Source organism: Ramlibacter alkalitolerans, assembly GCF_016722765.1.
In the GTDB taxonomy this organism is placed as follows: Bacteria; Pseudomonadota; Gammaproteobacteria; order Burkholderiales; family Burkholderiaceae_C; genus Ramlibacter; species Ramlibacter alkalitolerans.
On record NZ_JAEQND010000002.1, the window covers coordinates 277,493 to 303,520 of the forward strand.

The following is a 26,028-nucleotide window of genomic DNA, read 5'->3' on the forward strand; positions in this document are numbered from 1 at the left end:
CCCGGGCGCCCTACGGCCCGGGCACCGAGCGCGCGTCGATCACATCGATGCGGAAACGCCCGGAGGCGCGCGCGAGGCGCACCATCTCCGCGGTGCCGCCATGGGAAAGGTCGGACTCATTGCCGTCCCAGAAGGCCAGCAGCGTGAGCCGGTCGGCGCCCCAGGCCTGTGCCAGTTCCACCATCCACCGGTTGCCGCGCGCCCACGGGTCTGTTCCTGCCGCCTGCAGCCAGTCCGGCAGCCGCGCCTGGTCGTGCAGCACGAGCCTGCGGTCCTGCGCCGCCTCGACGACGTCCTGGAATCGGTTCAACCAGCTGGCGTAGGGACCGAAGACCTCGCGGGCGACGACCGGTGCCGGCATGGGCAGGCAGAGGACGGAGGGGACGCCGAGCGCGCGGCACGCTTCGATGGCCAGGATGTCCGCGCCCGGGGCGGCCGAGGCGAGCACGGTCAGGCCGTTGCCGTCCGCCGCCAGTTCGCGCAGGCGCTTTTCCAGCAGCGCCCGCACCGCAGCTTCGGCCGCGGCCGGGAACCTCGGCGGCGCGGTGCCCGGCAGGTCCACGGTATGCCCGGAGAAGACGACGAGGTGCGTCCGCTGCGCCGTGCCGGCCTGCGGTGCGGAGGAACCGGGGCCGCCGCCGGCCTGCGCGCCCAGGGTTTCGAGGATCGCCTTCGCCGCGGGAGAACGGAAGTCCAGGTCGGCGAAGAGCTGCAGCTGGCGGCGCGCGGAGTCCCGCGCGAAAGTCGGCGCACCGCGCAAGGCCTCCGCGTAGCCGGCGCACAGGCTGGCGATGTCCCCGGCCGAAGGCTCGGGCGGGCTTTCCAGGAAATCGAGGTCCGCCAGGGTGATGCGCGCCCACACGCCTTCCGGGTCGGCTTCGCCCCGATCCTCGACGGCCTCGCAGGCCAGGCGCACGATCGGGTGCAGGACGGCGAGCTCGCGCACGAGGTCCTCCTGGAAGCGTGCCGCTTCGATCGTCGTGCGGAACAGGTTGCGCCAGCGCGCCTGGCCGGAGAGGTCCTGCAGCAAAGCGCCCATCTGCAGCGTGGTGATGCCGGCGTAGAACTTGTTCAGGCTGGCACGGAAGGCGCTGCGATAGACCTCGTAGGCCTGGAGCAGGTAGCGGTTCAGCGCCGCCGCGCGGCGTTCGGCGACGGTGGCCATGGGCTCCAGCTCGGTGCGCCAGAGGGTCTTGAGGTTGCGGGCCTGCAGCGCGAGCGCTTCGGAGCGGTGCTTCGCGTCCAGCGCATCGACGGCGAGCACCGTGCGGATCGCCTCGTTGGAGCGTTCCAGGAACACGCGATCGGCGGTCCTGCCGTGCCAGCGCTCGTAAAGGGTGGCGAGTTCGAGGTTGGCATCGAGGTCCTGGGGCTTGCGCTCACGCACCGCTTCCCAGGTCTGCATGGCGCCTTCCAGGTCGTTGATCCTGGACTGCGCGGCGCCGATCACGCCCAGCCCCTCGGCGCCGAAGCGCAGCCCGCGGACCTCCTGCGACAGCAGGCGCAGCCAGCCCCTGCTCTGCGCCGACTCCGCCCGTGCGACTTCGGCCGCGAAGTCGGCCGGCACGACGGCAACCTGTGAGCGGTCGGCTTCGTCCAGGTGCGTGAGCACCTGGAAGATCGGGCTGTCCGTTTCACGCGCCGAATGGAGCCCGCCGTTGATCCTCTTGACCAGGTCGGCGACGCTCGCCCCGGGATCAGCAGGGTCGTACGCGAGGTAGCGATCGCCGCCGATGTCGAAGGGCGTCGCGTCGGCCGAACCGCGCGCCTTGATCAGCACCGTGTGCTTCTTGCGCAGCGCATGGCGCACCCCGAGCTCGTAGAAGACGTTGGCGTTGTGCACCGTGATGTCGCAGACGACGACGTGAGCCTCGACGATCAGCGCGAACATGTCGGCGTGGATGCTGCCCGGCTCGTCGATCTCCGCGGTCGTTCCTCCGGTCAGCTCGCAGGCCGCCAGCGCGGGCTGGATCAGGTCGCGTTCCACCGCGTCCAGGTCGAAGCGGTGGTCCTCGGAATCCTTCTTGGTGCCGAACCCCCGGATGATGAAAGCGCGCATGGCTCCTCCTGCCTGCCGGCGCTGCCGGCGGCCTATTCGTCGGCTTCGTACAGGCGCTCGAACTTGTCGGCGCCCATCGCGTAGGCGTCCGAGCCGTCCTCGTGGTTCGATACGATGTAGTCGCCTTGCGCGTGGTGGGTCGCGCCCTCCTTGGTGCCCACCACGCCTGCGCTGTCCGCCTGGTGCGCCCACACCGGCGTGGTCTTCACGTAGGTGCCGGGCCCGAGCTGCCGGTAGGTGGCGGCGAACGACGCGGCGTCGACGGTGTACGTGTCACCGTCGTTGTTCACGATCCAGTCGCCGGCCTTGCAGTGCTGCACCGCGCCCCACTTGCGATAGCTGAAACCCTCGGTCTCCAGGTCCAGCCGCACCGCCACCACCGGGGTGTCGGGGCGACGGCGATAGCGCTTGCGCGGCGGCGCCGCGGCTTCACCGGCCTGCAAGGTCGAAGCCATGCGGGAAGTCCGCCTCGAGGTCGCAGCGATCCGCGGCCTTGCCGGCCAGCGCGTACAGCACCGGCATGTTCTCGGGTGCGTCCATCTCGCTCAAGGCGGCGATGGCCTTGTCGTTGGTGAGCGAGTCGTCGAGCTCCCGCACGGGCGCGGGCCGCAGGTCGAGGTCGTAGCGCAGGTAGGAGATGAGCGGCGCGCCTCCGAGCAGGTCGTGCCGCAGGTCGCCGAGCTCGCGGTCGACCGTGCGCGCCGTGGGGCTGGACGACAGCCACTGCAGCAGGGTCTGCTGCATGGCCGCGCAATCGTCCATCAGCGACACCAGGGCCTGCACGCCGCCTTGCGCGGCCAGGCTGGCGTGCGCCACCGCCGGATCCTTGGCGCCGGTCCCCACCGAGACCAGCAGCAGCTTCTCGGGGCCGGTCGGCCAGCCGATGCGGTAGCCATCGAGCGTCGCGTACATCAACGCCTGCAGCGCGGGATTGTTGTAAGGGGAGACGCCGCCGTCCACGAAGCTGCCGGCCAGCGGCGCGGCCCCTCGTTCGTGCAGGATGGTGATCGGCTCCGGGTCGAAGTACACCGGGGCGGCGGTGGACGCGCGCACCACCTGCCAGAGCGGGAAATCGCAGTTGCCGACGCGCCGCTTGCCGTCGCCGCTGAAGTAGCGGCCGCGCGGGTTGTTGCTCATGGGCCAGGGGCTGCCGGTGTCGATGCGCTTGGTCATCACCATCAGCCCGGTCTGCAGCTCGGGCCCGCCCAGCAGGGTGTGTTCGCCGTAGACCTTCTTCAGCTCCACGCTCAGGCGCTGTGCATCGTACTTGGCGCGGAACAGGCCCTGGCGCAGCAGGCTGCGCTCGAACACCTCGCGGCCGAGCACGTTGTAGCGCTCGCGGATTTCGGCGACGGCCATGCCCTTGGCGAGGGCGGCGGCGATGATGGCGCCCGTGGACGTGCCGGCGATCAGGTCGAAGTAGTGACAGAGGCGGAAATCCGGCGAGCCGCCGTGGCGCGCGCGCAGGATGCTTTCCATGCGCTCCAGGAACGCGATGCTGACGATGCCGCGCAGGCCGCCGCCGTCGAGCGCGAGGATGCGCTTGGGTGCCCCGTCGGCTTGCAGGTGTTCGTCGCGGGTACGAATCGCATAGGCCATGGCTTGTTCCTCCTCGCGGGCTGCTGCGCCCGCGGGTCAATGTACGAGCCAGGCCGGGGGGTGTCCAGCGCCGGGGGCGCCGGCTCCTACTTCTGGCGTAGGGCGCTCTTCGGGCGGAAGGCCTTGCAGACGGCGTCGTCGGTCTCGAGGTAGGGGCCGCCGATCAGGTCCACGCAATAGGGCACCGCGGCGAAGATGCCCGGCACGAGCTGGCGGCCGTCCTCCTTCAGGCCTTCCAGCGTCTCCTGGATGGACTTCGGCTGCCCCGGCAGGTTGATGATCAGGCTCTGGCCGCGGATCACCGCCACCTGCCGCGACAGGATGGCCGTCGCCACGAAGCGCAGCCCGATCTGGCGCATCTGCTCGCCGAAGCCGGGCATTTCCTTGTCGGCCACCGCCAGCGTCGCTTCCGGCGTCACGTCGCGCGGCGCCGGGCCCGTCCCGCCGGTGGTGAGGACCAGCGAGCAGCCCGCGTCCACCAGTTCGACCAGCGTGGCGCTGATGCGCTCCTTCTCGTCGGGGATCAGCCGCTCCTGGAAGGTGATCGCGTTGCGCAGCGCGCGCGTGAGCCAGTCCTTCAGGGCCGGCAGGCCCTTGTCCTCGTAGACGCCGCTGGAGGCGCGGTCGCTGATCGAAACGATGCCGATCGTGACGGGGTCGTGGTCAGCCATGGTCTTCCTGTTCGAGTTGCTCGCGCACCATCTGGAAGATCTCGCGATAGGCACGGCCGCGGCGCGGCGCCTGGCCCTTCGAAACTTCGTCCTGCGTCGGCGCTGCGTCCTTGCGCGCCTGGCGGATCAGGGCACGCAACTGCTGCACGTCGGCGCCGGGGTGCACCTGCAGCCAGTTCTGCAGCGCGTCGTCACTGGCGATCAGGTCGTCGCGCCACTTCTCCGCGGCGTGCAGCGCCAGGGTCTGCTGCGCGGAGCCGCCACGCTGTTCCTCCAGCGCGTCGCGTGCCGCCTGCAGCACTTCGGGGTCGAGGTTTCGCATCAACTTGCCGACGTACTGAAGCTGGCGCCGCCGCCCTTCGAAGTTGCTGATGCGCTTGAGGTCTTCCAGCGCGGTGGCCAGGCTTTCGGGCAGTTCGAGCCGCTCGTACAGGTCGGCGCGCAGCGTGAGCAGCGCTTCGCCGAGCTTCTGCAGCTCGGTGCTTTCCTTCTTCAGCTCGGTCTTGCTCGGCTCGCCACCGGTCTGCTCGGAGCGCAGTTCGAGGTCGAGTTCGCTGCCTTCGGCCACGAAGTGACCTTTGACGTAATAGCCTTTTTTCGGTTTGCGGGACATGCGACGGAAGTAGGAAACGCGGCAGTCGGTGCCCGACAAGCGCCAAGTATCATAGCCCGCCATGAACAACACACCCGCGCAGAACGGATCCGGATTCAGCTACAGCCGCGCCGACTTCGAGGAGCTCGTCGACTTCGCCCTGGCGCATGCGCAGCGGCTCGGCGCGACGGACGCCGGTGCGGAAGCGTCCGAGGGTTGCGGCCTGAGCGTGTCGGTGCGCAAGGGCGAGCTCGAAACCGTCGAACGCAATCGCGACAAGTCGCTCGGCATCACGGTGTACGTCGGCAACCAGCGCGGCAATGCGAGCACCTCCGATTTCTCGCGCGGCGCCATCGAGCGCACCGTGCAGGCGGCGTACGACATCGCTCGCTTCACGGCGCAGGACCCGGTGGCCGGCCTGCCCGATCCGGAAGAGGTCGCGCCGCTGCCGGAGCAGCCCGACCTCGACCTCTTCCATCCGTGGGACGTCACGAGCGAACAGGCGGCGGAACTGGCGCTGCGCTGCGAGCGCGCGGCCTTCGACACCGACCCGCGCATCACCAACAGCGAAGGCGCCGGCGTGTCGGCGCAGCAGAGCCATTTCTTCAGCGCGCATTCGCACGGCTTTCGCGGTGGCTATGCGAGCTCGCGCCATTCGCTCTCGGTGGCGCCGATCGCCGGCCGTGGCGACCAGATGCAGCGCGACGCCTGGTACAGCTCCATGCGCTCGGCGGCGGAACTCGCTTCGCCGGAAGCGGTGGGCCGCTACGCCGCCGAGCGGGCGCTGGCCCGGCTGGAGTCGCGCAAGATCGCGACGACGCAGTGCCCGGTGCTGTTCGAGTCGCCGCTGGCCGCCGGGCTGCTGGGCACCTACGTGCAGGCCACGAGCGGCGGCTCGCTGTACCGTAAGAGCAGCTTCCTGCTCGATTCGCTCGGCAAGCAGGTGCTGCCGGAGCACATCGACATCGTGGAAGACCCGTTCGTGCGGCGCGGCAAGGGCAGCGCGCCCTTCGACGAGGAGGGCGTGCGCACCAAGCCGCGCAAGGTGGTGGATGCCGGCCGCGTGGAAGGCTACTTCCTCAGCAGCTATTCGGCGCGCAAGCTGGGCATGAAGACCACCGGCAATGCCGGCGGCTCGCACAACCTGACCATGACTTCACGCCTGACGCAGCCCGCCGACGACCTGGTGGAGATGCTCCGGAAACTGGGCACCGGCCTGTTCGTGATCGAGCTGATGGGGCAGGGCGTGAACTACGTGACGGGAGACTATTCGCGCGGCGCGAGTGGCTTCTGGGTCGAAAACGGCGAGATCGCCTTCCCCGTCCAGGAGATCACCATCGCCGGCAACCTGCGCGAGATGCTGCAGGGCATCGAAGCGGTGGGGGCGGACGTCTACAACTATGGCGCGAAGACGGTGGGGTCGATTCTCGTGAACCGCATGAAGGTTGCCGGGCGCTGAGGAAAACGGATACCAGAACGCAGAAGCCGCAAAAGTTACGCAGAAACCGCAAAAGGGAAACCTTCAAGGTCTTTTCTGCGGATTTTGCGTAACTTTTGCGGCTTCTGCGTTCGGCTGTCCTGCGTTCGGCTGTCCTGCCCCCGGTTGTCCTGCCTTCGGCTGCTTTCCCTTAGCCAGCCAGCGCGGCCTTCACCGCGGCGCTGACCTGGCCCATGTCGGCCTTGCCGGCCAGGCGGGACTTGGCGGCGCCCATGACCTTGCCCATGTCGGCCGGGCCCGTGGCGCCGGTTTCGGCCACGATGGCGCGCACTTCGGCGGCGATCTCGTCGGCCGACAGGCGCGCCGGCAGGTACGCCTGCAGCACCGCCACCTCGGCCTTTTCCTTGTCGGCCAGGTCCTGGCGGCTGGCTTTCTCGAAGGCCTCGATGCTGTCCTTGCGCTGCTTGAGCAGCTTGTCGACGATGCCGACCACGCCGACGTCGTCGAGCTCCACGCGCTCGTCGACTTCCTTCTGCTTGATCGCGGCCGTGAGCATGCGGATGGCGCCGAGGCGCTCGGCGTCCTTGGCGCGCATGGCGGCCTTCATGTCCTCGGTGATGCGTTCCTTGAGCGTCGTCATGTCCTCATTGTCCTCGCTTGAAAATGAAAAAGCCCGCCGGGCGTCCCCAACGGGCTTTCTGGAACGGGGCGCAGGCCCTGCTCAGTAGAGCTTCTTCGGCAGCTGCATGCTGCGCACGCGCTTGAAGTGGCGCTTCACGGCGGCAGCCTTCTTGCGCTTGCGCTCGGCCGTGGGCTTCTCGTAGAACTCGCGAGCACGCAGCTCGGTGAGCAGGCCCAGCTTCTCGATGGTGCGCTTGAAGCGGCGCAGCGCCACATCGAACGGCTCGTTTTCCTTGACTCGAATGGTCGTCATGACTTCCCGAATATTCAGTGTGGCGGATGAAGATCGAGGACATCCGCCGGGGGGTCCCCACCTCATGGTTTCGATCAGGCCGGTGGGGGTTTGCCAGCAAAGCCCGAGATTATAGCCTGTTGCGGCGCAACATCAAGTGGCCTTCAACGGCCTGCGTCCAGCCGCGCTGCCAGCGCCTGGGCGCAGGCGTAGCCGCTGGCCCAGGCCCACTGGAAGTTGTAGCCGCCGAGCCAGCCGGTCACGTCCACGACCTCGCCGATGAAATAGAGGCCGGGCTGGCGCGACTCCATCGTCTGCGAGGACAGCTCGCGCGTGTCTACGCCGCCGGCGGTGACTTCGGCCTTGCGGTAGCCCTCGGTCCCGGTGGGCACCAGCTCCCAGCGCGCCAGGCGCTGGGCCAGGTGCTGCAGCGCCTTGTCGCCGGCTTCGTTGACGGGGCGCTGCCAGGCCGCATCCTGCTGCACCCAGGCGTCCGCCAGCCGGGCCGGCACCCACTGCGCCAGCTCGTTGGCCAGCAGCTTGCGCGAGCGCAGCTTGGCCTGCGCCAGCGCATCGGCGAGGCCCACGCCAGGCGCCAGGTCGATGCGCAGCGGCTGGCCCTCGCGCCAGTAGCTGGAAATCTGCAGCACGGCCGGACCGCTCAGGCCGCGGTGCGTGAACAGCAGGTCCTCGTCGAAAGCCATGCGCTCCTTCTTCTCGCCGACCTCGATGCGCACCGGCAGCGCCAGGCCCGCGAGCTGCGCGAAGGGCGCCCAGTCCTCGCCGTCGAAGGTCAGCGGCACCAGCGCCGGCCGCGGCGGCGCCAGGCGCAGGCCGAACTTCTGCGCCACCCGGTAGCCGAAGTCGGTGGCGCCGATCTTGGGGATCGACAGCCCGCCGGTGGCGATCACCACGGCGCCCGCCTGCACCGGGCCGCGGCTGGTCTGCAAGGCGTAGCCGTCGCCCGTGGCGGCGATGTCGTGCACCGCACAGGGCTGCCAGTGCGTGACGCCGCCCGCGCCGCATTCGGCCAGCAGCATGCGGATGAAATCGTCCGAGGAGCGGTCCCCGAACAACTGGCCCTTGTGCTTCTCGTGGAAGGGGATGCCGTGGCGAGTGGCCAGCGCGATGAAATCCGCCGGCGTGTAGCGGGCCAGCGCCGAGCGGCAGAACTGCGGGTTGGCGCCCAGGAAGTGCTTGTGCGGCGCCCGCGGGTCGAGGTCGCGGTTGGTGAAGTTGCAGCGGCCGCCGCCGGAGATGCGGATCTTCTCCGCCACCTTTTCCGCATGGTCCACCAGCAGCACCCTGGCCCCGAGCTGGCCGGCCACGCCGGCGCAGAACAGGCCGGCGGCCCCGGCGCCGATCACGACGGCATCGAACGAGTCAGGGGAGGCGGCATCCGGCATGGCGGCGAATTATCAGTGCCGCGCTGCTTGCCCCGAGCTGCGCCGCTTTTTGCCCGCTGTTCGAGCCATTGGGTTTCGCGAGGCGGCCGCTACGATTCGTTACATCCCTTGGGTCGATGGAGAAGGAAAGCGTATGAAGAAAGCCTCGATGTTCCTGCTGGCTCTCGTGAGCGCCGCAGCCGGTGCGGCCCAGGCCGGCACCTATTCCGTCCAGCCGGAATCCGACTGTCCCGGCATCAGCGCCGATGCGGTGGCGCAGGAAGTGCGCAAGGCGGGCGCCGCGTCCGGCCTCGACCTGCCGAAGGACATGGCGGTGCGGACCGAACTGCACTGCGCGCCGCAGGGCAAGGGCGGCCAGTTCATGTACACAGTGCGGGCGGCGATCGAAAAGCAGCTGGCCGACGGCGAGACGATGCGCTGGGCGCCGGTGGCGCAGCTCACGGGTTACGGCACGGCGGCCGGCAGCAGCGGCGTGCTGCGGCAGGTGGGCTTCACCGTGCGCGACGTGATCCGCCAGGAACCCTGAGAACAGGAAGAGGGCGCCCTGCAAGGGGGCGCCCGGGTTCAGGCCGCGGCGGCGGCCTGGCCGGCGAGCACGATCGAGAGGTGCGCCTGCTGCAGCGCGCGCTCGCGCGGATCCTGCATCACGGTGCGGGCGATCGGCAGCTCGTCGAGGCGGAAGGCGCACAGCACGAAGTTGCTCGTCGCCAGCTTCACGACATCGCCCAGCGACATCCTCGTCAGCAGGTCCGCCATCTCCGCGCTCACCCCCAGCCGCAGCATGGCGGCCGCGCGGTCCTGGCGCAGCAGCTTCTGCGCCAGCAGCATGTAGGTGAGGTTCAGGTCGGCGATTTCCTTGGCAGGATCCGCTGCGTGCATGCGTTTTGTCTCCTGGAGCCGCGGGCCGGCTCTCATGCGGGAGAGTGTGACAGTCAGTTACTTGAATGCAGAGTCTGTTACTGACGGGAGGCGTTGCGTCGCGGACGACTGGCGGCCGCCGTGGACAGGTTGCGCGGGCTGCTTCAGGACGCCACCGCCTGCGGCCGCTTCTTGCCGGCGCGCGCGGGCGGCCGGCACAGCACGCAGACGTAGGCGCGATGGTCCTCGTTGGCATGCGCCACGAAGCGGCCGGTGCAGCGGGTGCAGGCGGCCAGTTCCAGCATGCGGCTGTCGAAGAAGCGCACCAGCGTGCAGGCCCGGGTGAAATCGAGCACCTGCTCGTCGCCGTGCGCCTGCACCTGCTGCTGGTACATCCGGAAGGCGTTGATCAGGCCCTCCAGCCGGCCCGGGGCCAGCGGCAGCATGTGCAGGTAGATGTTGTAGAACATCGAGGCGTGGATGTTCGCCATCCAGGTCATGTACCAGTCGGTGGAAAAGGGCAGCAGCCCCTTGGGCGGCGAGGCGCCCCGGATCTCCTTGTACAGGCGCACCAGGCGGTCGCGGCTCAGGCCGACCTCCGCTTCCAGGAACTGCAGGCGCGCACCGAGCTCGATCAGCGTCACCGCGAGCTGCACCTCGCGCGCTTCCTGCAACACACTCTTTTGCGCCATCCGTCTCCCCCCCGACTGCGGAGGACCCGTATTCTCGCGGCAGGCGACGGCCGGCCCGAGCCGCCCGGCGCGCCCCGGCTGCCGGTCAGCGCGCCGCCCGGATTTCGGCGACCCGCTGCACGAGCTTGCGGAACTGCGGCTGCAGCAGGGCCTGCAGCGCCTGCTGGTCCTCGCCGATGCGGTGCGTGAGCGCTTCGAGCCGCTGCCGGTCCGGCGCCGAGAAGCCCCCGGCCGGGACCTCGGCTTCGCGCAGCTGCACGAACAGTTCCGTGCAGCGCGCATCCAGCGGCGGCAGCTGCGACCAGCGCAGCTCGCGCGCCACCTGCACCATCGCGGCCATCGTGGCGGCGAGCTGGCCGTAGAACCCGAGGAGTTCGCTGCCGGTCATGGTCACGCAGTTGCCGCGCCGAGGGCGAGCGTTCCGAGCACCGGCGAGCGCGGCTGCAGCAGGGCCGGCGCCGGCGCGCCTGCCGCGGCTTCCTCGTGGTCGGCCAGGCGGAACACGCTGACGGCCTTGAGCAGCTCGCCCGCCTGCTGCCGCATGGCCTGCGCCGCGGCCGAGGCTTCCTCCACCAGGCTGGCGTTCTGCTGCGTCACGCGCTCCATGTCGGTCACGGCCTGGTTCACCTGCTCGATGCCGCGCGTCTGCTCCGAAGTCGCGCTGGAGATCTCGCCGACGATCGCGCTCACCCGCTGGATGCTGGCCACCACGTCCTGCATCGTGCGGCCCGCCTGCGCCACGAGCGTGCTGCCCGCGGCCACGTTGCCGGTCGATTCCTCGATCAGGCCCTTGATCTCCTTGGCGGCGGCCGCCGAGCGCTGCGCCAGGTTGCGCACCTCCGCCGCCACCACCGCGAAGCCGCGGCCCTGGTCGCCGGCCCGCGCCGCCTCCACCGCGGCGTTGAGCGCCAGGATGTTGGTCTGGAAGGCGATGCCGTCGATGACGCTGATGATGTCGGTGATGCGGCGCGCCGAGCCTTCGATGCGGCCCATCGTGTCGACCACGTTGCCCATCACCTTGCCGCCCTGCACCGCGGTCGTGGAAGCCTGCTCCGCCAGCTGGTGCGCCTCGCGCGCGCTGTCGGCGTTCTGCTTGACCGTGCTGGTCAGCTCCTCCATCGAGGCGGCCGTTTCCTCCAGCGCGCTGGCCTGTTCCTCGGTGCGCTGCGACAGGTCCTGGCTGCCCGAGGAGATCTGCGTCGAGGCCGCCGAAATCGTCTCGGTGCCGGCGCGGACCTGGTCGACGATGTCGACGAGTCCGCGGTTCATGCCGGCGAGTGCACGCAGCAGGTCGCCGGTTTCGTCGGATGCGCTGGTGCGGATCTCCGAGCGCAGGTCGCCGCCGGCGATCCGGCCGGCGTGGTCGATCGCCCTCTTCAGCGGACGCACGATGGTGCGGCTCATGACGATGGCCACCAGCGCGGAGACGAGCAGCGCCAGCACGCTCAGGAGCACCAGGGCCAGCACCGCCCGGCGGAACGCCGCCTCGGCGCGCTCGTAGGCGGCCTGGGCATGCGTTTCCTGGCGTGCCACCAGCTCGCTGAAGCCGCGCACCATTGCCTGGAAGCTGGTGTCGGCGTTCTGCATCTGCATCGCGCCTATGCTCACGTCCACGGTGCTCAGGTCGATGGCCTTGAGCATGCTGTCGCGGTACTTCGCCAGCCGGTCCGCGACGTCGCGCACCAGCTTGCGGTCCTCGTCCTCGACCTGCTGCGCGCCCAGCGCCTCGAGCGTCGCGGCGATGGCATCGACCTTCTTCTTCTGTTCCGCGGTGGTGCGTTCCACCTGTTCCGGCTTGAGGTTCTGGATCCAGGTGAACAGCCGGTACACGTTGGAGTGCACCTCGCTGATCGCCTGCGCCGCCTGCGCCGCGCTCTTGTAGGCGCTGAAGCGCTCCTTGTACAACTGCTCGAGGGTGCGCGACTGCATGCCGAGCACCCCCCAGGAGACCACGGCCACCGTCACCAGGAACACCATGGCCACGAAGGGCGCCACGGAGACTTTTTGCCACAGCTTCATGTCGCTCCCTCCTCCCTGTGCCGCGCCACGGGCGCGCGGCCCTCCTTACTTCTTGTAGATGCCGCCGCAGACGACGTAGTCGTCCAGCCGCTCGCAGTAGGCGGTCTTCGGCTCGATCTTCTTGCTCACGGGATTGACGAACTTGTAGTCGGTGTAGAAGGTGGCCTTGGTCTTGCCCAGCTCGACGCGCTCCTTGATGTATTCCTTGCCGTCGATGTCCTTCATGTCGATGAAGTTCTTGCCCACCATCTTCTCGTTGGTGCCGTGCGCCACGCAGGTGCCATCGAGCTTGTGCGCGGCCAGGTACAGGTCGCGGTCGTGGAACTCCTTGCTGTCGCGGCGCGTGATCTCGGCAAAGCCCTTGTCCTTGCCGTTGGCCTTGATGTAGGCGACGCCCTTCTTCACCATCGCCTCGGCTTCCTTGGCGTTGGCCGCATCCTCGGTGGCCCACGCCGCGCCCATGCCCAGCGCCGCCGCCAGCACCACCATCGAAAACTTCACTGCCTGCATTGCTCCGTCCCTCTCTGAATGAATCGGTGCCGTGATTCTGGCCGAGCTGGTGCGGCGGCAAAGCCGGGAACAAAGGGCCGTTCCACGGGTACATCCCGCAATCGGGCCGTATCACCCTGCGGTTCATAAGGAAAAGACCTAGCGCGCCTGTCGCGCCGGCGCTGCAGGACTCAGGCGGACTTGGCGTCCGGCACCGCCTGGCTGGCGACGGCGACGCCGCGGAGCACATCACCGACGACGATCACCGAGGGACTGGCGAGTCCTTCGCGCGCGATCGTGGCGCCGAGTTCGCGCAGCGTCGTCACCGCATGGCGCTGGTCGGGCAGCGACGCGCGCTGCACGATGGCCACCGGCGTGTCGGCCGGCAGGCCCGCGAGCAGCTCCTCCTGGATGCGCTGGGCGCTGCTCACGCCCATGTAGATCACGAGCGTCAGGTGCGCTTCGCGGGCGGTGGCGGCCAGCCCTGTCCAGTCGGGCAGGCGTGCACCTCTCTGGGCATGGCCGGTCAGGAAGATCACGCCCTGTGCATGATCGCGGTGCGTGAGCGGCACGCCCAGCGAGGTAACCGCGGCCAGCCCGGAGGTGATGCCGTTGACCACCTCCACCCGGATGCCGGCGGCGCGCAGGTGCTCGACCTCCTCGCCGCCGCGGCCGAAGATGAAGGGGTCGCCGCCCTTGAGGCGCACCACGGTCTCGCCCTCGCGCGCGGCCATCACCATCAGCTTGCCGATGAAGGCCTGCGGCGTGCTCTTGCAGCCGCCGCGCTTGCCCACGTGGATGATGCGTGCGCCCGGCGCCGCATGCGCCACGATCTCGGGATTGACCAGGTCGTCCACCAGCAGCACGGTGGCGGACTGGATCGCCTTGAGCGCCTTCAGGGTGAGCAGTTCCGGGTCGCCGGGGCCGGCGCCCACCAGGGTGACTTTGCCAGTGTTCATGCGGACGCGAGGTGCAAGATGTGTTCCACCTGGAGTGCCATCGAATCGGGCACCGGCTTGCGCCCCGCCAGCACGGTGCGGATGTAGGCGGCGGTCGTTTCCGGGTCCACTTCCTTCGGCAGTTCGGGCAGCTCGGTCAGCGTGCCCTTGCGGCCTTCCTGCAGCGTCACCCGCTGTCCCTGGAGGAAGCCGTCCATCTGCGGCAGCCGGCGCGCATCGGCGACGACTTCGCCTTCGGTGCCGCGCAGCAGCAGCGCGGTTGCGTGGGTGAGCTCGAAGACCGCAGCCATGGACACCGCGTATTCGGGATGGGTGTAGCTGCTGACGATCACAGCCGGCCCCACGCACGGGTTCATCAGCTTCACCAGGCTGTGGGCGCTGTTGCGCAGGCCGATCGCCCGGCGCGCATCGAGCAGCCGCTTGAGGCCCGGGTGCAGCACCTCGGTCGGCACGAAGGCGACCTGCCCGTCGCCGATCACCGGCGCGGCGTCGCTGGCCTGCAGGTCCATCGCGTGCAGCACCTCGCGCACGAAGACGCGGCTCGATTCCGTGGCCGCCCCGTGGATCAGGACCGGCAACCCGCGCTGCGCGACCAGGCCCGCCAGCAGCGGCGTCAGCACCGGCAGGCGGCGCGCCCCGTTGTAGCTGGGCAGGACCACCACCGGCTTGCCGCCGGCCGACCGGGCGCGCTGCAGCCGCGCGTGGATGGCATCGAGGAAGCCGCACATCTCCTGCGGCGTCTCGCCCTTGACGCGCATCGCGATGCAGAAGGCGCCGATCTCGAGGTCGGTCACGGCGCCGTCGAGGATCTGGCCGAACAGGTCGGCCGCCTGCTCGCGCCCGAGCGGACGCGCGCCCTGCTTGCCGCGGCCGATTTCCTTGAGGTACTGCGAGATGCCCACGCGCAATTGTCACAGAGCGCTGATGACCGGCAGCTATATGCCGACTTTCAGCGAAAGTCGTCCCCGCGCAGGCGGGGATCCATGCCGTGGTGCCGGGGGGTCAACCCTGATGCCCGGCGCTACCCCGGCTGGCACACTGCCGCGGCAAAGGGAGCCTCCGGATGATGCTGCACCTGCTTCGAGCCGCCGCACTGGCGCTGCTGGCCGCGTGCCTGGCGCCGGTGGCGGCGGCGCAGGCGGCCTATCCGCAAAAGCGCGTCACGCTCGTCACGCATTCCAGCCCCGGGGGCGGCAGCGACGTGTTCGTGCGCGAACTGGCGCGTCACCTCGGTCCGGTGCTGGGCGTGAACTTCGCCGTCGAGAACGTGACGGGCGGCAGCGGCGCCAAGGCCATGGCGATGGTGGCGCGCGGCAAGCCCGATGGCAGCGTGTTCTACGTCACCACGCCGACCTACATCCAGACCACGCTGCTGTCGAAACCCGACGTGGGCTACACCGCGCTGGAGCCGGTGGCCATCGTGTTCGAGGATCCCGAAGTGGTCTTCACGCGCGCGCAGGCGCCATTCCAGTCGCTGGCCGAGGTGATCGAGCACGCGCGGCGCAACCCCGGCAAGGCGCGCTGGGGCGCGGCCAATCCGACCTCGCTGGAGCGCATCGCGCTGGAACGCATGGCGCGCAAGATGAACGTCAAGGTGCCGGTGGTGCCGCACGAGGGTGGCGGCGACCTGATGATCAACGTGCTGAACGGCACGCTCGACATCGGCGTGGGCGAAGTCGAGGAACTCAAGGGCCAGTTGCAGGCCGGCAAGCTGCGCATCCTGGGCGTGCTCTCCGACAAGCGCATGCCGCTGCTGCCGCAGGTGCCCACCGCGCGCGAGCAGGGGGTGGACGTGGTGGTGCGCAAGTTCCGCGGTCTGGCGGCGCCCAAGGGCGTGGCGCCGCAGGCCGTGCAGGCGCTCGAAGCGGGGCTGCGCAAGGTGCTCGCGACCCCCGACTATCGCAAGAGCTATACCGAGAGCAACCTGGTGCCCTTGCTGCTGGGGCACGAGGAAGCGCTGCGCTTCACGAACGAAGCGGCCGCCGAGATCGGCCAGACCTTCCGCGAACTCGGGATCACGAAATGAAGCTGCAGCGCGGCGAGCTCGCGCTGGGCCTCGGCGCCGTGGTGCTGGCCGCCGGCTACCTGCGGCTGGCGGATGGCATCGGGGAGAGCCTGCTGTCCGACACGGTCGGGGCGGCGGGCCTGCCGCGCGCCGTCGGCTGGGCGCTGGCGGCGGTCGGCTTGCTGCTTTGCGTGCGCAGCGTGGTGCGCGCGGCGCCGCAGGGCGAGGCGGCCGGCGCTGGCTGGCGCCCGCACCTGCGCGCCCTCGGACTGCTCGCGATCCTGTTCGGCTACGTGCTGCTGGCGCCGTGGCTCGGGTATGCAGCGGCGACGGGCCTGCTGCTGGCAGCAGGAGCCGCCTACGCCGGCGTGCGCAGCGCCCGCGAACTGGTGCTCGTGCCGGTGATCGCGGCCTTCGTGTTCTGGCTGCTGTTCGTGCACGCCTTCGGCATCCCGATGCCGGGCAGCCTGCTGCTCGGAGGCCCCTGACATGGAGGCCCTGCTGCACGCCCTCTCGGCGCTCACCGGCAGCTGGGCGATCCCTGCTGCCTTCCTGGGCGTGCTGTGGGGCATCCTCGGCGGCGCGCTGCCGGGCATCTCGCCCTCCATCGCGATGGCCATCCTGCTGCCCATGACCTACGGCATGCAGCCGGTCACGGCCATGGTGCTGCTGGCCAGCGTCTACGTCGGCGCGGAATACGGCGGCTCGATCCCCGCCATCCTGATCCGCACGCCCGGCACCAATTCGGCCGCCGCGACCACGGTGGACGGCTACGAGATGGCGCGCCAGGGCCGGGCCGGCGAAGCGCTGGGCATCTCGCTGATCGCGGGGTTCGTGGGCGGATTGTTCGGGCTGGTCGTGCTGGTCACCGCGACCCGGCCGCTGGCCAATGTGGCGCTGTCGTTCACGCCGATGGCCTATTTCGCGCTGGGCATCCTCGGCATCTCGGTGATCGCCAGCCTGTCCGGCGGCTCCTTGCTCAAGGGCCTGCTGGCTGCGTTGCTCGGGCTGATGCTGGCGATGGTGGGATCGGACCCCGTGTCCGGCGTGTCGCGCTTCACCTTCGACCAGCCGGAACTGCTCGGGGGCATCAAGCCGCTGCTGGTGATGGTGGGCCTGTTCGCCGTCTCCGAGATGCTGGTGCAGGTGAGCGAACCGGCATGGGCCCGCGCCGACGCGGGAGACACGCGCCTGAAGCTGCCGGACTGGGCCATGGCCCGGCGGCTCGCGCGGCCGACGGCGATCGGCTGCGCGATCGGCACCTTCGAGGGCGTGACGCCCGGCGCCGGCGGCACGGTCGCCGCCTTCATGTCGTACTCCGAGGCCCGGCGCTGGTCGAAGCACCCGGAGGAATTCGGCCAGGGCTCGCCGGAGGGCGTCGCGGCGCCGGAATCGGCCAACAACGTCGTGACGGCGACGGCCCTGGTGCCGCTCCTGAGCCTCGGCATTCCCGGCTCCAATTCCGCCGCGATCCTGCTCGGGGGCTTCCTGGTGCACGGCCTGCAGCCCGGGCCGATGCTGTTCGAGAAGGCGCCCGAGGTCGTCTACGGCCTGTACGCCGGGCTTCTGATCGCCAATATCGCCATGCTGCTGATCGGCCTGGTCATCCTCACCCCCTGCATCTGGCTGGTGAACCGGCCCAAGCCGTGGCTGATCGCCTTCATCCTGGCGCTGGTCGTCTCGGGCGTGTACTCGGTGCACCAGAGCCTGTTCGAAGTCGGCCTCGTGCTGGCCATCGGCGCGCTCGGCTACGTGCTGCGCCTGTGCCGCGTGCCCCTGCTGCCGATGGTGCTGGGCGTGGTGCTCGGGTTCATGATCGAGTCCAACTACCGGCGCAGCCTGCTGCTGTCCGGCGGCGACCACGCGATCTTCTTCACCGACCGGGTGTCGCTGGCGCTGCTCGTCGCCGCCGCGGCGCTGGCCCTCTATTCGACCTGGCAGGAAATCCGCGGACCGCGCCGCCGGCGCACCGCCCTCGAGGAGCAGACGACGTGAGCGCAACCCCTCCCGACAAGACGGTGGCAGAACGGCTGGCGCAGGGCATCGCGGCGCTTCCCGCCGGGGCGCCCGGCGCGATGCGGGCGGTCTGCCGCTCGCTGCTGATGGACGTGGGCGGGATCTGCATCGCGGCGCGCCATACCGACTTCGTGCGCGCCACCCTGAGCGCGAGCGACGATCCCGGCGAGTGCACGGTCATCGGCCATGCGCAGCCGCGCAACGTCGCGATGGCGGCCCTGTGCAACGGCACGGCGGCCCACGGCGAGGATTACGACGACACCTACGAAGGCGGGCCGGCGCATGCGGGCGCGGTGGTCGTGCCGGCCCTGCTGGCCACGGCCGAACGGCACGGACTGGGCGGCGCCGAGCTCGGGCGCGGCCTGGCGGTCGGCGCCGAGGTGATCTGCCGCATGTGCCTGGTGGCGCCCAAGCTGGTGCACAAGGCCGGCTTCCATCCCACGGCGGTGTTCGGCGCGGTCGGCGCGGCGGCCGGCGTGGGCGCGGCCCTGCAGCTGGACGCGAAGCAGCTGGTGGACGCGATGGGCATCGCCGGCAGCATGGCCTCCGGGATCATCGAATACCTGGCCGAGGGCGCCTGGACCAAGCGCATGCACCCGGGCTGGGCGGCGCAGGCCGGCTACCGGGCGGCGCGCATGGCGCAGGCGGGCTTCACCGGGCCGCGCACGCTGTTCGAAGGCGAGCACGGCTTCTACTGGGCGTTCGCGCGCACGCACGAAGGCCGCTTCGGCGACATGCTGGAGGGCTTCGGCGCGCGCTGGCTGGCCGCCGACATCGCGTTCAAGCCTTACGCCTGCGGCACCATGGCGCATCCCTACATCGACTGCGCGCGCCGGCTGGTCGCCCAGGGACTGGACGTGTCGCAGGTGGAAAGCATCGAATGCGAGACGGCCGAGGGCATCGTGCACCGGCTGTGGGAGCCGCTGGCGAACAAGCAGGATCCGCCCAATGGCTACGCCGCCAAGTTCAGCATCCCGTACGCGATCGCCGTGGGCCTGCTGCGCGACGACGCCGGCCTCGCCGACTACGAGGAGGCGGTGGTGCACGATCCCAGGGTCCGCGCGCTGGCGGCCAAGGTGCGCTACGTGGTCGATCCGGCCAACCCGTATCCGCGCCAGTTCACGGGCCACCTGCGCGTGACCTTGCGCAGCGGCGAGGTGCGGGAAGTGCGGCAGGGGCATTTCCGCGGCGGCGTGGAGGAGCCGCTGTCCTTCGACGACCTGGTGAAGAAGTTCCGCGCCAACTGCGCCTACGGCGGGGTGGAAGAACACCGCGCCCGCGAGCTGCTGGCCCTGCTCACCGGACTGCTGGACGCACCGCGGGTGGACCTGCGGGGGCTGCGCTGCGAATGATCTCCCGCGTCGCCCTGGTCACCGGCGGCGGCCGCAACATCGGCCGGGCGATCGCGCTCGCCCTGGCGCGCGAGAGCGCCGCGGTGATCGTGAACGTGCGCTCGAACGAGGAGCAGGGGCGCTCGGTGGTGCGCGAGATCGAGGCGGCGGGCGGGCAGGGCGTCGTGATGCGCGCCGACGTCGCCGACCGCGATGCGGTCGACGCCATGGTGGCGCGCGTGAAGCAGCGCTATGGGCGCCTCGACGTGCTGGTCAACAACGCCGCCGTGCGCGAGGAGTCGGCCTTCGACCAGATGGAGTTCGACGCCTGGCGCAAGGCGCTGGCGGTGTGCCTGGATGGCGCCTTCCATTGCACCCAGGCGGCGCTGCCGCTGCTGAAGGCCAGCGGCCAGGCCAGCATCGTCAACATCGGCGGCCTGACGGCACACACCGGCGCGAGCAGGCGGGTGCACGTGGTCACCGCCAAGGCCGGCCTGGTCGGCATGACGCGCGCGCTGGCCACCGAGCTGTCGCCGCAGGGCATCACGGTGAATTGCGTCGCGCCCGGCCTGATCGACACCAGCCGTCCCGGCGGCAAGCCGCACCACCACGCCTCGCGGCGCACGCTGGTCGGCCGCGCCGGGCTGCCGGAGGAAGTGGCGCAGGCGGTGTGCTGGCTGGCGGGTCCGCACGGACGCTATGTCACGGGGCAGGTGATCCACGTGAATGGTGGGGCGTATCTCGGGGGGTGATCGCTGGGGTTCCGGCGCTGCGCGCGTCACCGCCAGCCTACGGCGCCGAAACCCTTGGTCGAAGGGGCTGGCCCCAGTAGGCTGGCGGTGGAGCGCCAGCGAAACCCCAGCGCTTCACCCCGCATCGAGCCCCAGCGTGGCCAGTTCCACCGGATCGAGCATCACCTGTCCATCCTGCACCCGGCACGCGAAGCGCTGCGCGCAGCCCGCGTCCGGTGCCTTCGCCTTGCCGTCGTCCAGCCCGATCGTCCAGTTGTGCAACGGGCAGGCCACGCTGGTGCCGAACACGATGCCCTGCGACAGCGGGCCGCCCTTGTGCGGGCAGCGATCGAGCAGGGCGAACACCTGGTCCTCGCCGTTGCGGAACACGGCCACGTCGATGCCGCGCGCGCGGGCCACGCGCCGCGCGCCCAGCACCGGGATGTCGTCGACGCGGCAGATCACCGTCCAGTCCTTGCCTTTCATGCCGTCTGTCCTTCCTCTTCGGTCTGCAGCCTGGTGAACTGGCGGATGTCGACCGCCGCCTTGTCCTGTTCGAACCAGGGGTCGGGCTCGCCGTCGAGGGCGAACTGCAGCCGCTCCCACAGCGCCTTGCGGCCTTCGGGGTCGTCCAGGATCTTCTTCCTCACGTACTCCAGGCCCACGCGCTGGAGGTAGTGCACGGTGCGTTCGAGGTACCAGCCTTCCTCGCGATAGAGCTGCAGGAAGGCGCCGCTGTATTCCAGCACTTCCGCGCCGGTCTTCACCTTGCAGAAGAACTGGCCGGCTTCCGTCTTGATGCCGCCGTTGCCGCCGATGGTGATCTCCCAGCCGGAATCGACGCCGATCACGCCGACGTCCTTGATGCCCGATTCGGCGCAGTTGCGGGGGCAGCCCGAGACGGCCAGCTTCACCTTGTGCGGCGCGTACATGCGCCAGAGCGCCCGCTCCAGGTCCTTGCCCATCTGCGTCGAGTCCTGGGTGCCGAAGCGGCACCACTCGCTGCCGACGCAGGTCTTGACGGTGCGCAGCGCCTTCGCATACGCGTGGCCGGAGGGCATGCCGAGGTCCTGCCAGACCTTGCGCAGGTCCTCCTTCTTCACCCCCAGCAGGTCGATGCGCTGGCCCCCCGTGACCTTCACCGTCGGGATCCGGTACTTGTCGACGACATCGGCGATGCGGCGCAGCTCGGAGGCGGTCGTCTCGCCGCCCCACATGCGCGGGATGACCGAATACGTGCCGTCCTTCTGGATGTTCGCGTGGCTGCGCTCGTTGATGTAGCGCGACTGCGGGTCGTCCCTGGCCTCTTTCGGCCAGGTCGAGAGCAGGTAGTAGTTCAGCGCCGGGCGGCAGGAGGCGCAGCCGTTCGGCGTGCGCCATTCCATGAACGCCATCGTGCCGGCGATCGTGAGCAGCCGGTTGTTGCGGATCGCGTCGCGCACTTCCTGGTGGCTGTGCTCGGTGCAGCCGCACAGCGCCTTCTTCTTCGGTGCGGCGGAGTAGTCGCCGCCGGCGGTGAACATGATGATCTGTTCGACCAGGCCGGTGCAGGAGCCGCAGGAGGCGCTCGCCTTGGTGTGCCTGCGCACCTCGTCCAGCGTGAACAGGCCTTTTTCCTTGATCGACCTGCAGATGGCGCCCTTGGTCACGCCGTTGCAGCCGCACACCTCGTCGGCGTCCGCCATGGACGCGGCCTTGTTCTGGCCCTGGTGCCCGGCGTCGCCCAGGTTGGACTCGCCGAACATCAGCTTGTCGCGGATGTCGGCGATCCTGCGGCCCTCGCGCAGCAGCTTGAAGTACCAGCTGCCATCCACGGTGTCCCCGTACAGGCAGGCGCCGACCAGTTTGTCCTGGCGGATCACCAGCTTCTTGTAGACGCCGGCCGTGGGGTCGCTCATCACGATCTCCTCCGTGCCCTCGCCGCCCATGAAGTCGCCGGCGGAGAACAGGTCGATCCCGGTGACCTTCAGCTTGGTGGAGGTGAGCGAGCCGGTGTAGCGGCCGATGCCGAACTGCGCCAGGTGGTTGGCCGCCACCTTGGCCTGCTCGAACAGCGGCGCGACGAGGCCGTAGGCGATGCCGCGGTGCGCCGCGCATTCGCCCACCGAGTAGATGCGCGCGTCGGTCACGGTCTGCATCGTGTCGTGCACCACGATGCCGCGCTGGCAGTGCAGGCCGGACTGCTCGGCCAGCTCGGTATTCGGGCGGATGCCGACGGCCATCACGACAAGGTCGGCGTCCGCCTGCGAGCCGTCCTGGAACCGGATGGCTTTGACGCGTCCGTCCGGGCGGCCGACCAGTTCCCGGGTGTGGGCGCCGATCAGGAACTTCAGGCCGCGCTCTTCCAGCGATTTCTGCAGCAGCCTGCCGGCGACGTCATCGAGTTGGCGCTCCATCAGCCAGGGCATGACGTGGACCACGCTCACGTCCATGCCGCGCTTCATCAGCCCGTTGGCCGCTTCGAGGCCCAGCAGGCCGCCGCCGATCACCACCGCCTTGCGGTACTTCTGCGCCGCTTCGATCATCGCATTCGTGTCGGCGATGTCGCGGTAGGCGATCACGCCTTCGAGGTCCTTGCCCGGCACGGGCAGGATGAAGGGATTCGAGCCGGTGGCGAGCAGCAGCCGGTCGTAGGCCTCCTCGGTGCCGTCCGCGGCGCGCACGATGCGTCGTACCCGGTCGATCTGCACCACTTTCCTGCCGGCGTGCAGGCGGATGCGGTTCTGCGCGTACCAGTCCCAGGAGTTCAGGACGATCTCGTCCAGCGTCTGTTCGCCCGCCAAGACCGGCGACAGCAGGATGCGGTTGTAGTTCGGGTGCGGCTCGGCCCCGAACACGGCGATGTCGTACAGCTCGGGGGCGATCTTCAGCAGTTCCTCGATCGTGCGCACGCCGGCCATGCCGTTGCCGATCATCACGAGCTTCATCTTCTTCATGCGTGGTGACTCCTGGGATCTGTGTTCCGGGTTCAGGTCAGCACACCACGTTGTGCGCACGGCGCGGGTGCAGCGTTGCACCCGATGCGGAGTGGATTGCAGGGAGCGTGCCAGGCCAGGACAGGCCGCCGTGGCGTGGAATGGTGCGGCGTGCACGCAAAGCGTGCACCGTAGGCTGGCGGTGACGCGCGAACGCGCCGGAACCCCAGCGCTTCGCGCATCGCTGGGGTTGCGCTGCGCTCCACCGCCAGCCTACCCGGCGCGTGTGCAGCGCTCAGCCCGGCACGCCCGGCAGCACGTCCGCCAAGGACAGCACCGCCTGCGCAACGTCGACGATGCGCCGGTTCTGGTTCATGGCCATCTGGCGCAGGGCCTTGTAGGCGTCGTCCTCGGTCATCTGGCGGTGCGCCATCAGCAGGCCCTTGGCGCGCTCGACCACCTTGCGCTCGGTGAGCGAGTTGCGCACCGCATCGAGCTCGTCGCTCATCGCCTGCAGCCGCCGCGACTGCTCCTGCACCATGCCGAGGATCGAGCGCTCCAGGTGCGGGCCGAAGGGCGCGCCGTTCCCGGCGACCGGCTCGCTGGCCAGCGCAGCGAGCATCGCGCGCTGGTCGCGCAACTCCGAGCGTGCCTGCGCGATGCGCGCCTCGCACAGCTCGCGCAGGTGGCGTGCCAGCACGTCCTCCACCGCGCGCAGGGCGTCGATGCGCACGGTGGCGCACTCGTACCAGGCCTGGCTCAGGGCGGGATCCAGCTCGCGGCGCGTGCTGCAGCCGATGCGGCGCAGCCGCTCCAGTTCGGCCAGCGCCGCGGGATCGCGGCTCGCCTGGTCGGCGCGCTGCACCTCGGCGTCCGCGCAGTCGGTGAAGACCTGGAAGCAGGCCTGCTGCGACTCGATCAGGTGGCGCCACTGCTGCTGGCCCGAGGCATTGATGTAGCCGGCCGCGAACACGCTGGCCCCGAGCGCGCGCTCCTGCCCGGCCAGTTCCTTGCCCTGCATGAAGTTGAACATCGCCACCAGCGCGCGCGAGACCTTGGGGTCGCTGGCGGTGTCCGCGGACTCGAACACCACGCCGAGCAGCCTGTTCACGAGCCGCACGTAGGCCGCGGTCGCATCGCGCGCCGACAGCGCCTGGCGCGCGATCCGTGCCCGCAGCGCCGCAAGCCCATCGAGCGCATTCAGCACCACGGCCACGCGGCTGAAGAGGCGGGAGCCGTTGCGCACCGGCAAGGCTCCGGTCTCCAGCGCTTCGAACTGCGCGCGCACCTGGCCTTCGAGCGCCTCGCACTCCTCGACCTGCCGCAGCCGCTGCGCCGCGAAGCGGGTGCCATGCGATCCGAGGAAGACGTTGCAGATGCCGCGCTCGCGCTGCAGGGCGTGGATGAAGCGGCCGGTGGCGCCGACGAGCTCGCTGGTGCGGGCGAGCTCCTCGAGTTCGGCGATCTCGCACTGGCGCGCGGCAAGGAGGAAGCTGGTTGCGGATTTCATCCCCAGCACTGCAGCAACAACCATGCCGCGGATAAACTAGGGCGGATGTTGGTCCTGGGCATCGAGTCTTCCTGCGATGAAACCGGCGTCGCGCTGGTGCAGGCGGACGGCCCGGGCGTCCCGCGCCTGCTCGCGCACGCATTGCACAGCCAGATCGAGATGCACCAGGCCTACGGCGGCGTGGTGCCGGAGCTGGCCAGCCGCGACCACATCCGCCGCGTGCTGCCGCTGGCGCAAGAGGTGCTGGCCCAGGCGCAACGCGGATTGCCCGAGGTCGACGTGGTCGCCTACACGCGCGGCCCGGGCCTGGCCGGCGCGCTGCTGGTGGGTGCCGGCGTCGCCTGCGCGCTGGGGGCGGCGTTGGGCCGGCCGGTGCTGGGCGTGCACCACCTCGAAGGCCACCTGCTGTCGCCGTTCCTGAGCGCGGATCCGCCGGAGTTCCCCTTCGTCGCCTTGCTGGTCTCCGGCGGCCACACGCAACTGATGCAGGTCGACGGCGTCGGCCGCTACACGATGCTGGGCGAAACCATCGACGACGCCGCCGGCGAGGCCTTCGACAAGTCGGCCAAGCTCATGGGCCTCGGCTATCCCGGCGGGCCGGCGCTCTCGCGCCTTGCGCAACAAGGCGATCCGGCCGCCTTCAGGCTGCCACGCCCGCTGCTGCACAGCGGCGACCTCGACTTCTCCTTTGCCGGACTGAAGACGGCCGTGCTCACGCAGGTGCGCAAGCTCGGCGACGCGCTCGAGGCGCGCAAGGCCGACCTGGCCGCATCGACCGAGGCCGCGATCGTGGAGGTGCTGGTCAGAAAATCCCTGGCGGCGCTCGACCGCAGCGGCAGCCAGCGCATCGTCGTGGCCGGCGGCGTGGGTGCGAACCGACGCCTGCGCGAACAGCTCGACGCTGCCTGCGCCAGGCGCGGGGTGCGCGTGCACTATCCCGAGCTGGCCCTCTGCACCGACAACGGGGCCATGATCGCCCTGGCCGCCGCCATGCGCCTGCAGGCCGGCGCGCAGGAGGCGACGACCTCCTATGCCTTCGACGTGAAGCCGCGCTGGCCCTTGCAGGCGCTGGTGGCCTGAGCCCGACACGTCGCTGGCCTAGCTCTGCCGTCCGGCGGAGCGCGGGTTTCCTGCAAGCGCCGCGACAGGCAGCCTTGCCTAAGATGAATCCATGAGTGATTCGGCCTCGCCCTCCGCCTTCGAGGACCCCGCCGGCACGTGGAACCGGCGCTTCTCCGAAGCGGGTTACCTGTTCGGCACGGAGCCCAACGCCTGGCTGCACGACCACGCTTCCCTGTGGGAGGCGGGCGAGCGCGTGCTCTCCGTCGCCGACGGGGAAGGCCGCAACAGCGTCTGGCTGGCGCAGCAGGGCCTGACCGTCGATGCCTTCGACATTTCCGAAGTGGGCGTGCGCAAGGCGCGCGACTTCGCCCGCATCACGGGCGTGAAGGTGAACTTCGCCGTCGCCGACATCGCCACCCTGCAGTGGCCGCGGGGCCTCTACGACGGCGTGGTGGCGATCTTCATCCAGTTCGCCGATCCGGTGCTGCGCGCGCGCATCTTCCGCGGCATGGCCGAATGCCTCAAGCCCGGGGGCAAGGTGGTGCTGCAGGGGTACACCCCGCGCCAGCTCGAATACCGCACCGGCGGGCCGCCCTTCGCCTCGCACATGTACACGCCGCAGCTGCTGCGCGAAGGCTTCCCGGACCTCGAGATCCTGGAAATCAGGGAATACGACGCCGACCTCGCCGAGGGCGCAGGGCACAAGGGACGCTCGGCGCTCATCGGCATGGTGGCGCGCAAGCCGGTCTGAGGCCGGAGCCGA

The 26,028-nt window shown here is 69.9% G+C and carries 27 protein-coding genes; 9 read left to right on the forward strand and 18 right to left on the reverse strand.

All coding sequences use genetic code 11. The features are described 5' to 3' along the window. Positions 1–10: 10 nt before the first annotated feature. The 5 genes from JI746_RS04355 to yjgA form a co-directional block, all read right to left on the reverse strand. A complete protein-coding gene (locus JI746_RS04355; protein WP_201687569.1) occupies positions 11–2,059 on the reverse strand; it encodes a tetratricopeptide repeat-containing protein in 2,049 nt (682 codons plus the stop codon). Between the two features lie 32 nt (positions 2,060–2,091). Further along, positions 2,092–2,514: a hypothetical protein gene (locus JI746_RS04360; RefSeq protein WP_201687570.1), complete on the reverse strand. Its 423-nt coding sequence runs from the start codon at positions 2,512–2,514 to the stop codon at positions 2,092–2,094. Continuing rightward, positions 2,489–3,658, reverse strand: a complete 1,170-nt coding sequence (locus JI746_RS04365; RefSeq protein WP_201687571.1) for a patatin-like phospholipase family protein — start codon at positions 3,656–3,658, stop codon at positions 2,489–2,491. Before JI746_RS04365 ends, JI746_RS04360 begins: the two co-directional genes overlap by 26 nt. A gap of 86 nt (positions 3,659–3,744) precedes the next feature. Continuing rightward, the gene (mog, locus tag JI746_RS04370) at positions 3,745–4,329 is read right to left on the reverse strand and encodes a molybdopterin adenylyltransferase (RefSeq protein WP_201687572.1); all 585 of its coding nucleotides are present in this window, start codon (positions 4,327–4,329) and stop codon (positions 3,745–3,747) included. Continuing rightward, the gene (gene yjgA / locus JI746_RS04375; RefSeq protein WP_201687573.1) at positions 4,322–4,942 is read right to left on the reverse strand and encodes a ribosome biogenesis factor YjgA; all 621 of its coding nucleotides are present in this window, start codon (positions 4,940–4,942) and stop codon (positions 4,322–4,324) included. Before yjgA ends, mog begins: the two co-directional genes overlap by 8 nt. 61 nt (positions 4,943–5,003) lie before the next feature. On the opposite strand from yjgA, the gene pmbA reads away from it, so the two are divergent. Then, on the forward strand, positions 5,004–6,380 hold the full coding sequence (pmbA, locus tag JI746_RS04380; RefSeq protein ID WP_201687574.1) for a metalloprotease PmbA: 1,377 nt from the start codon (positions 5,004–5,006) through the stop codon (positions 6,378–6,380). Between the two features lie 169 nt (positions 6,381–6,549). Here the strand turns inward: pmbA and JI746_RS04385 are convergent, their stop codons facing one another. The 3 genes from JI746_RS04385 to JI746_RS04395 form a co-directional block, all read right to left on the reverse strand. Further along, positions 6,550–6,999, reverse strand: a complete 450-nt coding sequence (locus tag JI746_RS04385) for a GatB/YqeY domain-containing protein (protein ID WP_201687575.1) — start codon at positions 6,997–6,999, stop codon at positions 6,550–6,552. A gap of 81 nt (positions 7,000–7,080) precedes the next feature. Beyond that, complete coding sequence (gene rpsU / locus JI746_RS04390) at positions 7,081–7,293, reverse strand: 30S ribosomal protein S21 (RefSeq protein ID WP_104301834.1); 213 nt, start codon at positions 7,291–7,293, stop codon at positions 7,081–7,083. Positions 7,294–7,436: 143 nt separating this feature from the next. Further along, positions 7,437–8,678 (reverse strand): BaiN/RdsA family NAD(P)/FAD-dependent oxidoreductase, encoded by a 1,242-nt coding sequence (locus JI746_RS04395; protein WP_201687576.1) that lies wholly within the window; start codon positions 8,676–8,678, stop codon positions 7,437–7,439. A gap of 133 nt (positions 8,679–8,811) precedes the next feature. Between JI746_RS04395 and JI746_RS04400 the strand changes: the two genes are divergently transcribed. Next, complete coding sequence (locus JI746_RS04400; RefSeq protein WP_201687577.1) at positions 8,812–9,204, forward strand: hypothetical protein; 393 nt, start codon at positions 8,812–8,814, stop codon at positions 9,202–9,204. Positions 9,205–9,242: 38 nt separating this feature from the next. Here JI746_RS04400 and flhD read toward each other — a convergent pair whose 3' ends face one another. The 7 genes from flhD to ybiB all read right to left on the reverse strand — a co-directional run bounded on the left by flhD (position 9,243) and on the right by ybiB (position 14,597). Beyond that, positions 9,243–9,557 carry a flagellar transcriptional regulator FlhD gene (gene flhD / locus JI746_RS04405; RefSeq protein ID WP_201687578.1) on the reverse strand — a complete coding sequence of 105 codons (315 nt, stop codon included), beginning with the start codon at positions 9,555–9,557 and terminating at the stop codon, positions 9,243–9,245. Positions 9,558–9,700: 143 nt separating this feature from the next. Next, complete coding sequence (flhC, locus tag JI746_RS04410; protein ID WP_201687579.1) at positions 9,701–10,228, reverse strand: flagellar transcriptional regulator FlhC; 528 nt, start codon at positions 10,226–10,228, stop codon at positions 9,701–9,703. A gap of 85 nt (positions 10,229–10,313) precedes the next feature. Next, positions 10,314–10,616 carry a flagellar protein FliT gene (locus tag JI746_RS04415; RefSeq protein WP_201687580.1) on the reverse strand — a complete coding sequence of 101 codons (303 nt, stop codon included), beginning with the start codon at positions 10,614–10,616 and terminating at the stop codon, positions 10,314–10,316. Positions 10,617–10,618: 2 nt separating this feature from the next. Further along, complete coding sequence (locus JI746_RS04420) at positions 10,619–12,247, reverse strand: methyl-accepting chemotaxis protein (protein ID WP_201687581.1); 1,629 nt, start codon at positions 12,245–12,247, stop codon at positions 10,619–10,621. 45 nt (positions 12,248–12,292) lie between these two features. After that, positions 12,293–12,757, reverse strand: a complete 465-nt coding sequence (locus tag JI746_RS04425) for a cache domain-containing protein (RefSeq protein ID WP_408004076.1) — start codon at positions 12,755–12,757, stop codon at positions 12,293–12,295. Positions 12,758–12,927: 170 nt separating this feature from the next. Next, positions 12,928–13,695: a uroporphyrinogen-III C-methyltransferase gene (cobA, locus tag JI746_RS04430; RefSeq protein WP_201687582.1), complete on the reverse strand. Its 768-nt coding sequence runs from the start codon at positions 13,693–13,695 to the stop codon at positions 12,928–12,930. Next, on the reverse strand, positions 13,692–14,597 hold the full coding sequence (ybiB, locus tag JI746_RS04435) for a DNA-binding protein YbiB (protein ID WP_201687583.1): 906 nt from the start codon (positions 14,595–14,597) through the stop codon (positions 13,692–13,694). The genes cobA and ybiB overlap by 4 nt, the downstream gene beginning before the upstream one ends. Positions 14,598–14,758: 161 nt before the next feature. Between ybiB and JI746_RS04440 the strand changes: the two genes are divergently transcribed. Genes JI746_RS04440 through JI746_RS04460 form a run of 5 tightly spaced genes read left to right on the forward strand, consistent with a single transcriptional unit; the run spans position 14,759 to position 19,799 of the window. Further along, the gene (locus tag JI746_RS04440; RefSeq protein ID WP_236599557.1) at positions 14,759–15,721 is read left to right on the forward strand and encodes a tripartite tricarboxylate transporter substrate binding protein; all 963 of its coding nucleotides are present in this window, start codon (positions 14,759–14,761) and stop codon (positions 15,719–15,721) included. Next, positions 15,718–16,188: a tripartite tricarboxylate transporter TctB family protein gene (locus tag JI746_RS04445; protein WP_201687584.1), complete on the forward strand. Its 471-nt coding sequence runs from the start codon at positions 15,718–15,720 to the stop codon at positions 16,186–16,188. The genes JI746_RS04440 and JI746_RS04445 overlap by 4 nt, the downstream gene beginning before the upstream one ends. Position 16,189: 1 nt before the next feature. Next, on the forward strand, positions 16,190–17,695 hold the full coding sequence (locus JI746_RS04450) for a tripartite tricarboxylate transporter permease (protein ID WP_201687585.1): 1,506 nt from the start codon (positions 16,190–16,192) through the stop codon (positions 17,693–17,695). Continuing rightward, positions 17,692–19,068 carry an MmgE/PrpD family protein gene (locus JI746_RS04455; protein ID WP_330892940.1) on the forward strand — a complete coding sequence of 459 codons (1,377 nt, stop codon included), beginning with the start codon at positions 17,692–17,694 and terminating at the stop codon, positions 19,066–19,068. Before JI746_RS04450 ends, JI746_RS04455 begins: the two co-directional genes overlap by 4 nt. Further along, a complete protein-coding gene (locus JI746_RS04460) occupies positions 19,065–19,799 on the forward strand; it encodes an SDR family NAD(P)-dependent oxidoreductase (protein ID WP_201687586.1) in 735 nt (244 codons plus the stop codon). Before JI746_RS04455 ends, JI746_RS04460 begins: the two co-directional genes overlap by 4 nt. 114 nt (positions 19,800–19,913) lie before the next feature. Here JI746_RS04460 and nirD read toward each other — a convergent pair whose 3' ends face one another. The 3 genes from nirD to JI746_RS04475 all read right to left on the reverse strand — a co-directional run bounded on the left by nirD (position 19,914) and on the right by JI746_RS04475 (position 24,203). Next, positions 19,914–20,264 carry a nitrite reductase small subunit NirD gene (gene nirD, locus JI746_RS04465; RefSeq protein ID WP_201687587.1) on the reverse strand — a complete coding sequence of 117 codons (351 nt, stop codon included), beginning with the start codon at positions 20,262–20,264 and terminating at the stop codon, positions 19,914–19,916. Beyond that, the gene (nirB, locus tag JI746_RS04470) at positions 20,261–22,714 is read right to left on the reverse strand and encodes a nitrite reductase large subunit NirB (RefSeq protein ID WP_201687588.1); all 2,454 of its coding nucleotides are present in this window, start codon (positions 22,712–22,714) and stop codon (positions 20,261–20,263) included. The genes nirD and nirB overlap by 4 nt, the downstream gene beginning before the upstream one ends. A gap of 274 nt (positions 22,715–22,988) precedes the next feature. After that, positions 22,989–24,203 carry a nitrate regulatory protein gene (locus tag JI746_RS04475; protein ID WP_201687589.1) on the reverse strand — a complete coding sequence of 405 codons (1,215 nt, stop codon included), beginning with the start codon at positions 24,201–24,203 and terminating at the stop codon, positions 22,989–22,991. Positions 24,204–24,248: 45 nt separating this feature from the next. On the opposite strand from JI746_RS04475, the gene tsaD reads away from it, so the two are divergent. Continuing rightward, complete coding sequence (gene tsaD / locus JI746_RS04480) at positions 24,249–25,283, forward strand: tRNA (adenosine(37)-N6)-threonylcarbamoyltransferase complex transferase subunit TsaD (protein WP_201687590.1); 1,035 nt, start codon at positions 24,249–24,251, stop codon at positions 25,281–25,283. Positions 25,284–25,374: 91 nt separating this feature from the next. Beyond that, positions 25,375–26,016 carry a class I SAM-dependent methyltransferase gene (locus JI746_RS04485; RefSeq protein WP_201687591.1) on the forward strand — a complete coding sequence of 214 codons (642 nt, stop codon included), beginning with the start codon at positions 25,375–25,377 and terminating at the stop codon, positions 26,014–26,016. The last annotated feature ends 12 nt before the right edge of the window (positions 26,017–26,028 follow it).

Coding starts and splice junctions, on each gene's coding strand:
- JI746_RS04355 (WP_201687569.1), bottom strand. CDS start 2,059: ATGCGCGCTTTCATCATCCGGGGGTTCGGCACCAAGAAGGATTCCGAG.
- JI746_RS04360 (WP_201687570.1), bottom strand. CDS start 2,514: ATGGCTTCGACCTTGCAGGCCGGTGAAGCCGCGGCGCCGCCGCGCAAG.
- JI746_RS04365 (WP_201687571.1), bottom strand. CDS start 3,658: ATGGCCTATGCGATTCGTACCCGCGACGAACACCTGCAAGCCGACGGG.
- mog (WP_201687572.1), bottom strand. CDS start 4,329: ATGGCTGACCACGACCCCGTCACGATCGGCATCGTTTCGATCAGCGAC.
- yjgA (WP_201687573.1), bottom strand. CDS start 4,942: ATGTCCCGCAAACCGAAAAAAGGCTATTACGTCAAAGGTCACTTCGTG.
- pmbA (WP_201687574.1), top strand. CDS start 5,004: ATGAACAACACACCCGCGCAGAACGGATCCGGATTCAGCTACAGCCGC.
- JI746_RS04385 (WP_201687575.1), bottom strand. CDS start 6,999: ATGACGACGCTCAAGGAACGCATCACCGAGGACATGAAGGCCGCCATG.
- rpsU (WP_104301834.1), bottom strand. CDS start 7,293: ATGACGACCATTCGAGTCAAGGAAAACGAGCCGTTCGATGTGGCGCTG.
- JI746_RS04395 (WP_201687576.1), bottom strand. CDS start 8,678: ATGCCGGATGCCGCCTCCCCTGACTCGTTCGATGCCGTCGTGATCGGC.
- JI746_RS04400 (WP_201687577.1), top strand. CDS start 8,812: ATGAAGAAAGCCTCGATGTTCCTGCTGGCTCTCGTGAGCGCCGCAGCC.
- flhD (WP_201687578.1), bottom strand. CDS start 9,557: ATGCACGCAGCGGATCCTGCCAAGGAAATCGCCGACCTGAACCTCACC.
- flhC (WP_201687579.1), bottom strand. CDS start 10,228: ATGGCGCAAAAGAGTGTGTTGCAGGAAGCGCGCGAGGTGCAGCTCGCG.
- JI746_RS04415 (WP_201687580.1), bottom strand. CDS start 10,616: ATGACCGGCAGCGAACTCCTCGGGTTCTACGGCCAGCTCGCCGCCACG.
- JI746_RS04420 (WP_201687581.1), bottom strand. CDS start 12,247: ATGAAGCTGTGGCAAAAAGTCTCCGTGGCGCCCTTCGTGGCCATGGTG.
- JI746_RS04425 (WP_408004076.1), bottom strand. CDS start 12,757: ATGCAGGCAGTGAAGTTTTCGATGGTGGTGCTGGCGGCGGCGCTGGGC.
- cobA (WP_201687582.1), bottom strand. CDS start 13,695: ATGAACACTGGCAAAGTCACCCTGGTGGGCGCCGGCCCCGGCGACCCG.
- JI746_RS04440 (WP_236599557.1), top strand. CDS start 14,759: ATGATGCTGCACCTGCTTCGAGCCGCCGCACTGGCGCTGCTGGCCGCG.
- JI746_RS04445 (WP_201687584.1), top strand. CDS start 15,718: ATGAAGCTGCAGCGCGGCGAGCTCGCGCTGGGCCTCGGCGCCGTGGTG.
- JI746_RS04450 (WP_201687585.1), top strand. CDS start 16,190: ATGGAGGCCCTGCTGCACGCCCTCTCGGCGCTCACCGGCAGCTGGGCG.
- JI746_RS04460 (WP_201687586.1), top strand. CDS start 19,065: ATGATCTCCCGCGTCGCCCTGGTCACCGGCGGCGGCCGCAACATCGGC.
- nirD (WP_201687587.1), bottom strand. CDS start 20,264: ATGAAAGGCAAGGACTGGACGGTGATCTGCCGCGTCGACGACATCCCG.
- nirB (WP_201687588.1), bottom strand. CDS start 22,714: ATGAAGAAGATGAAGCTCGTGATGATCGGCAACGGCATGGCCGGCGTG.
- JI746_RS04475 (WP_201687589.1), bottom strand. CDS start 24,203: ATGAAATCCGCAACCAGCTTCCTCCTTGCCGCGCGCCAGTGCGAGATC.
- tsaD (WP_201687590.1), top strand. CDS start 24,249: ATGTTGGTCCTGGGCATCGAGTCTTCCTGCGATGAAACCGGCGTCGCG.
- JI746_RS04485 (WP_201687591.1), top strand. CDS start 25,375: ATGAGTGATTCGGCCTCGCCCTCCGCCTTCGAGGACCCCGCCGGCACG.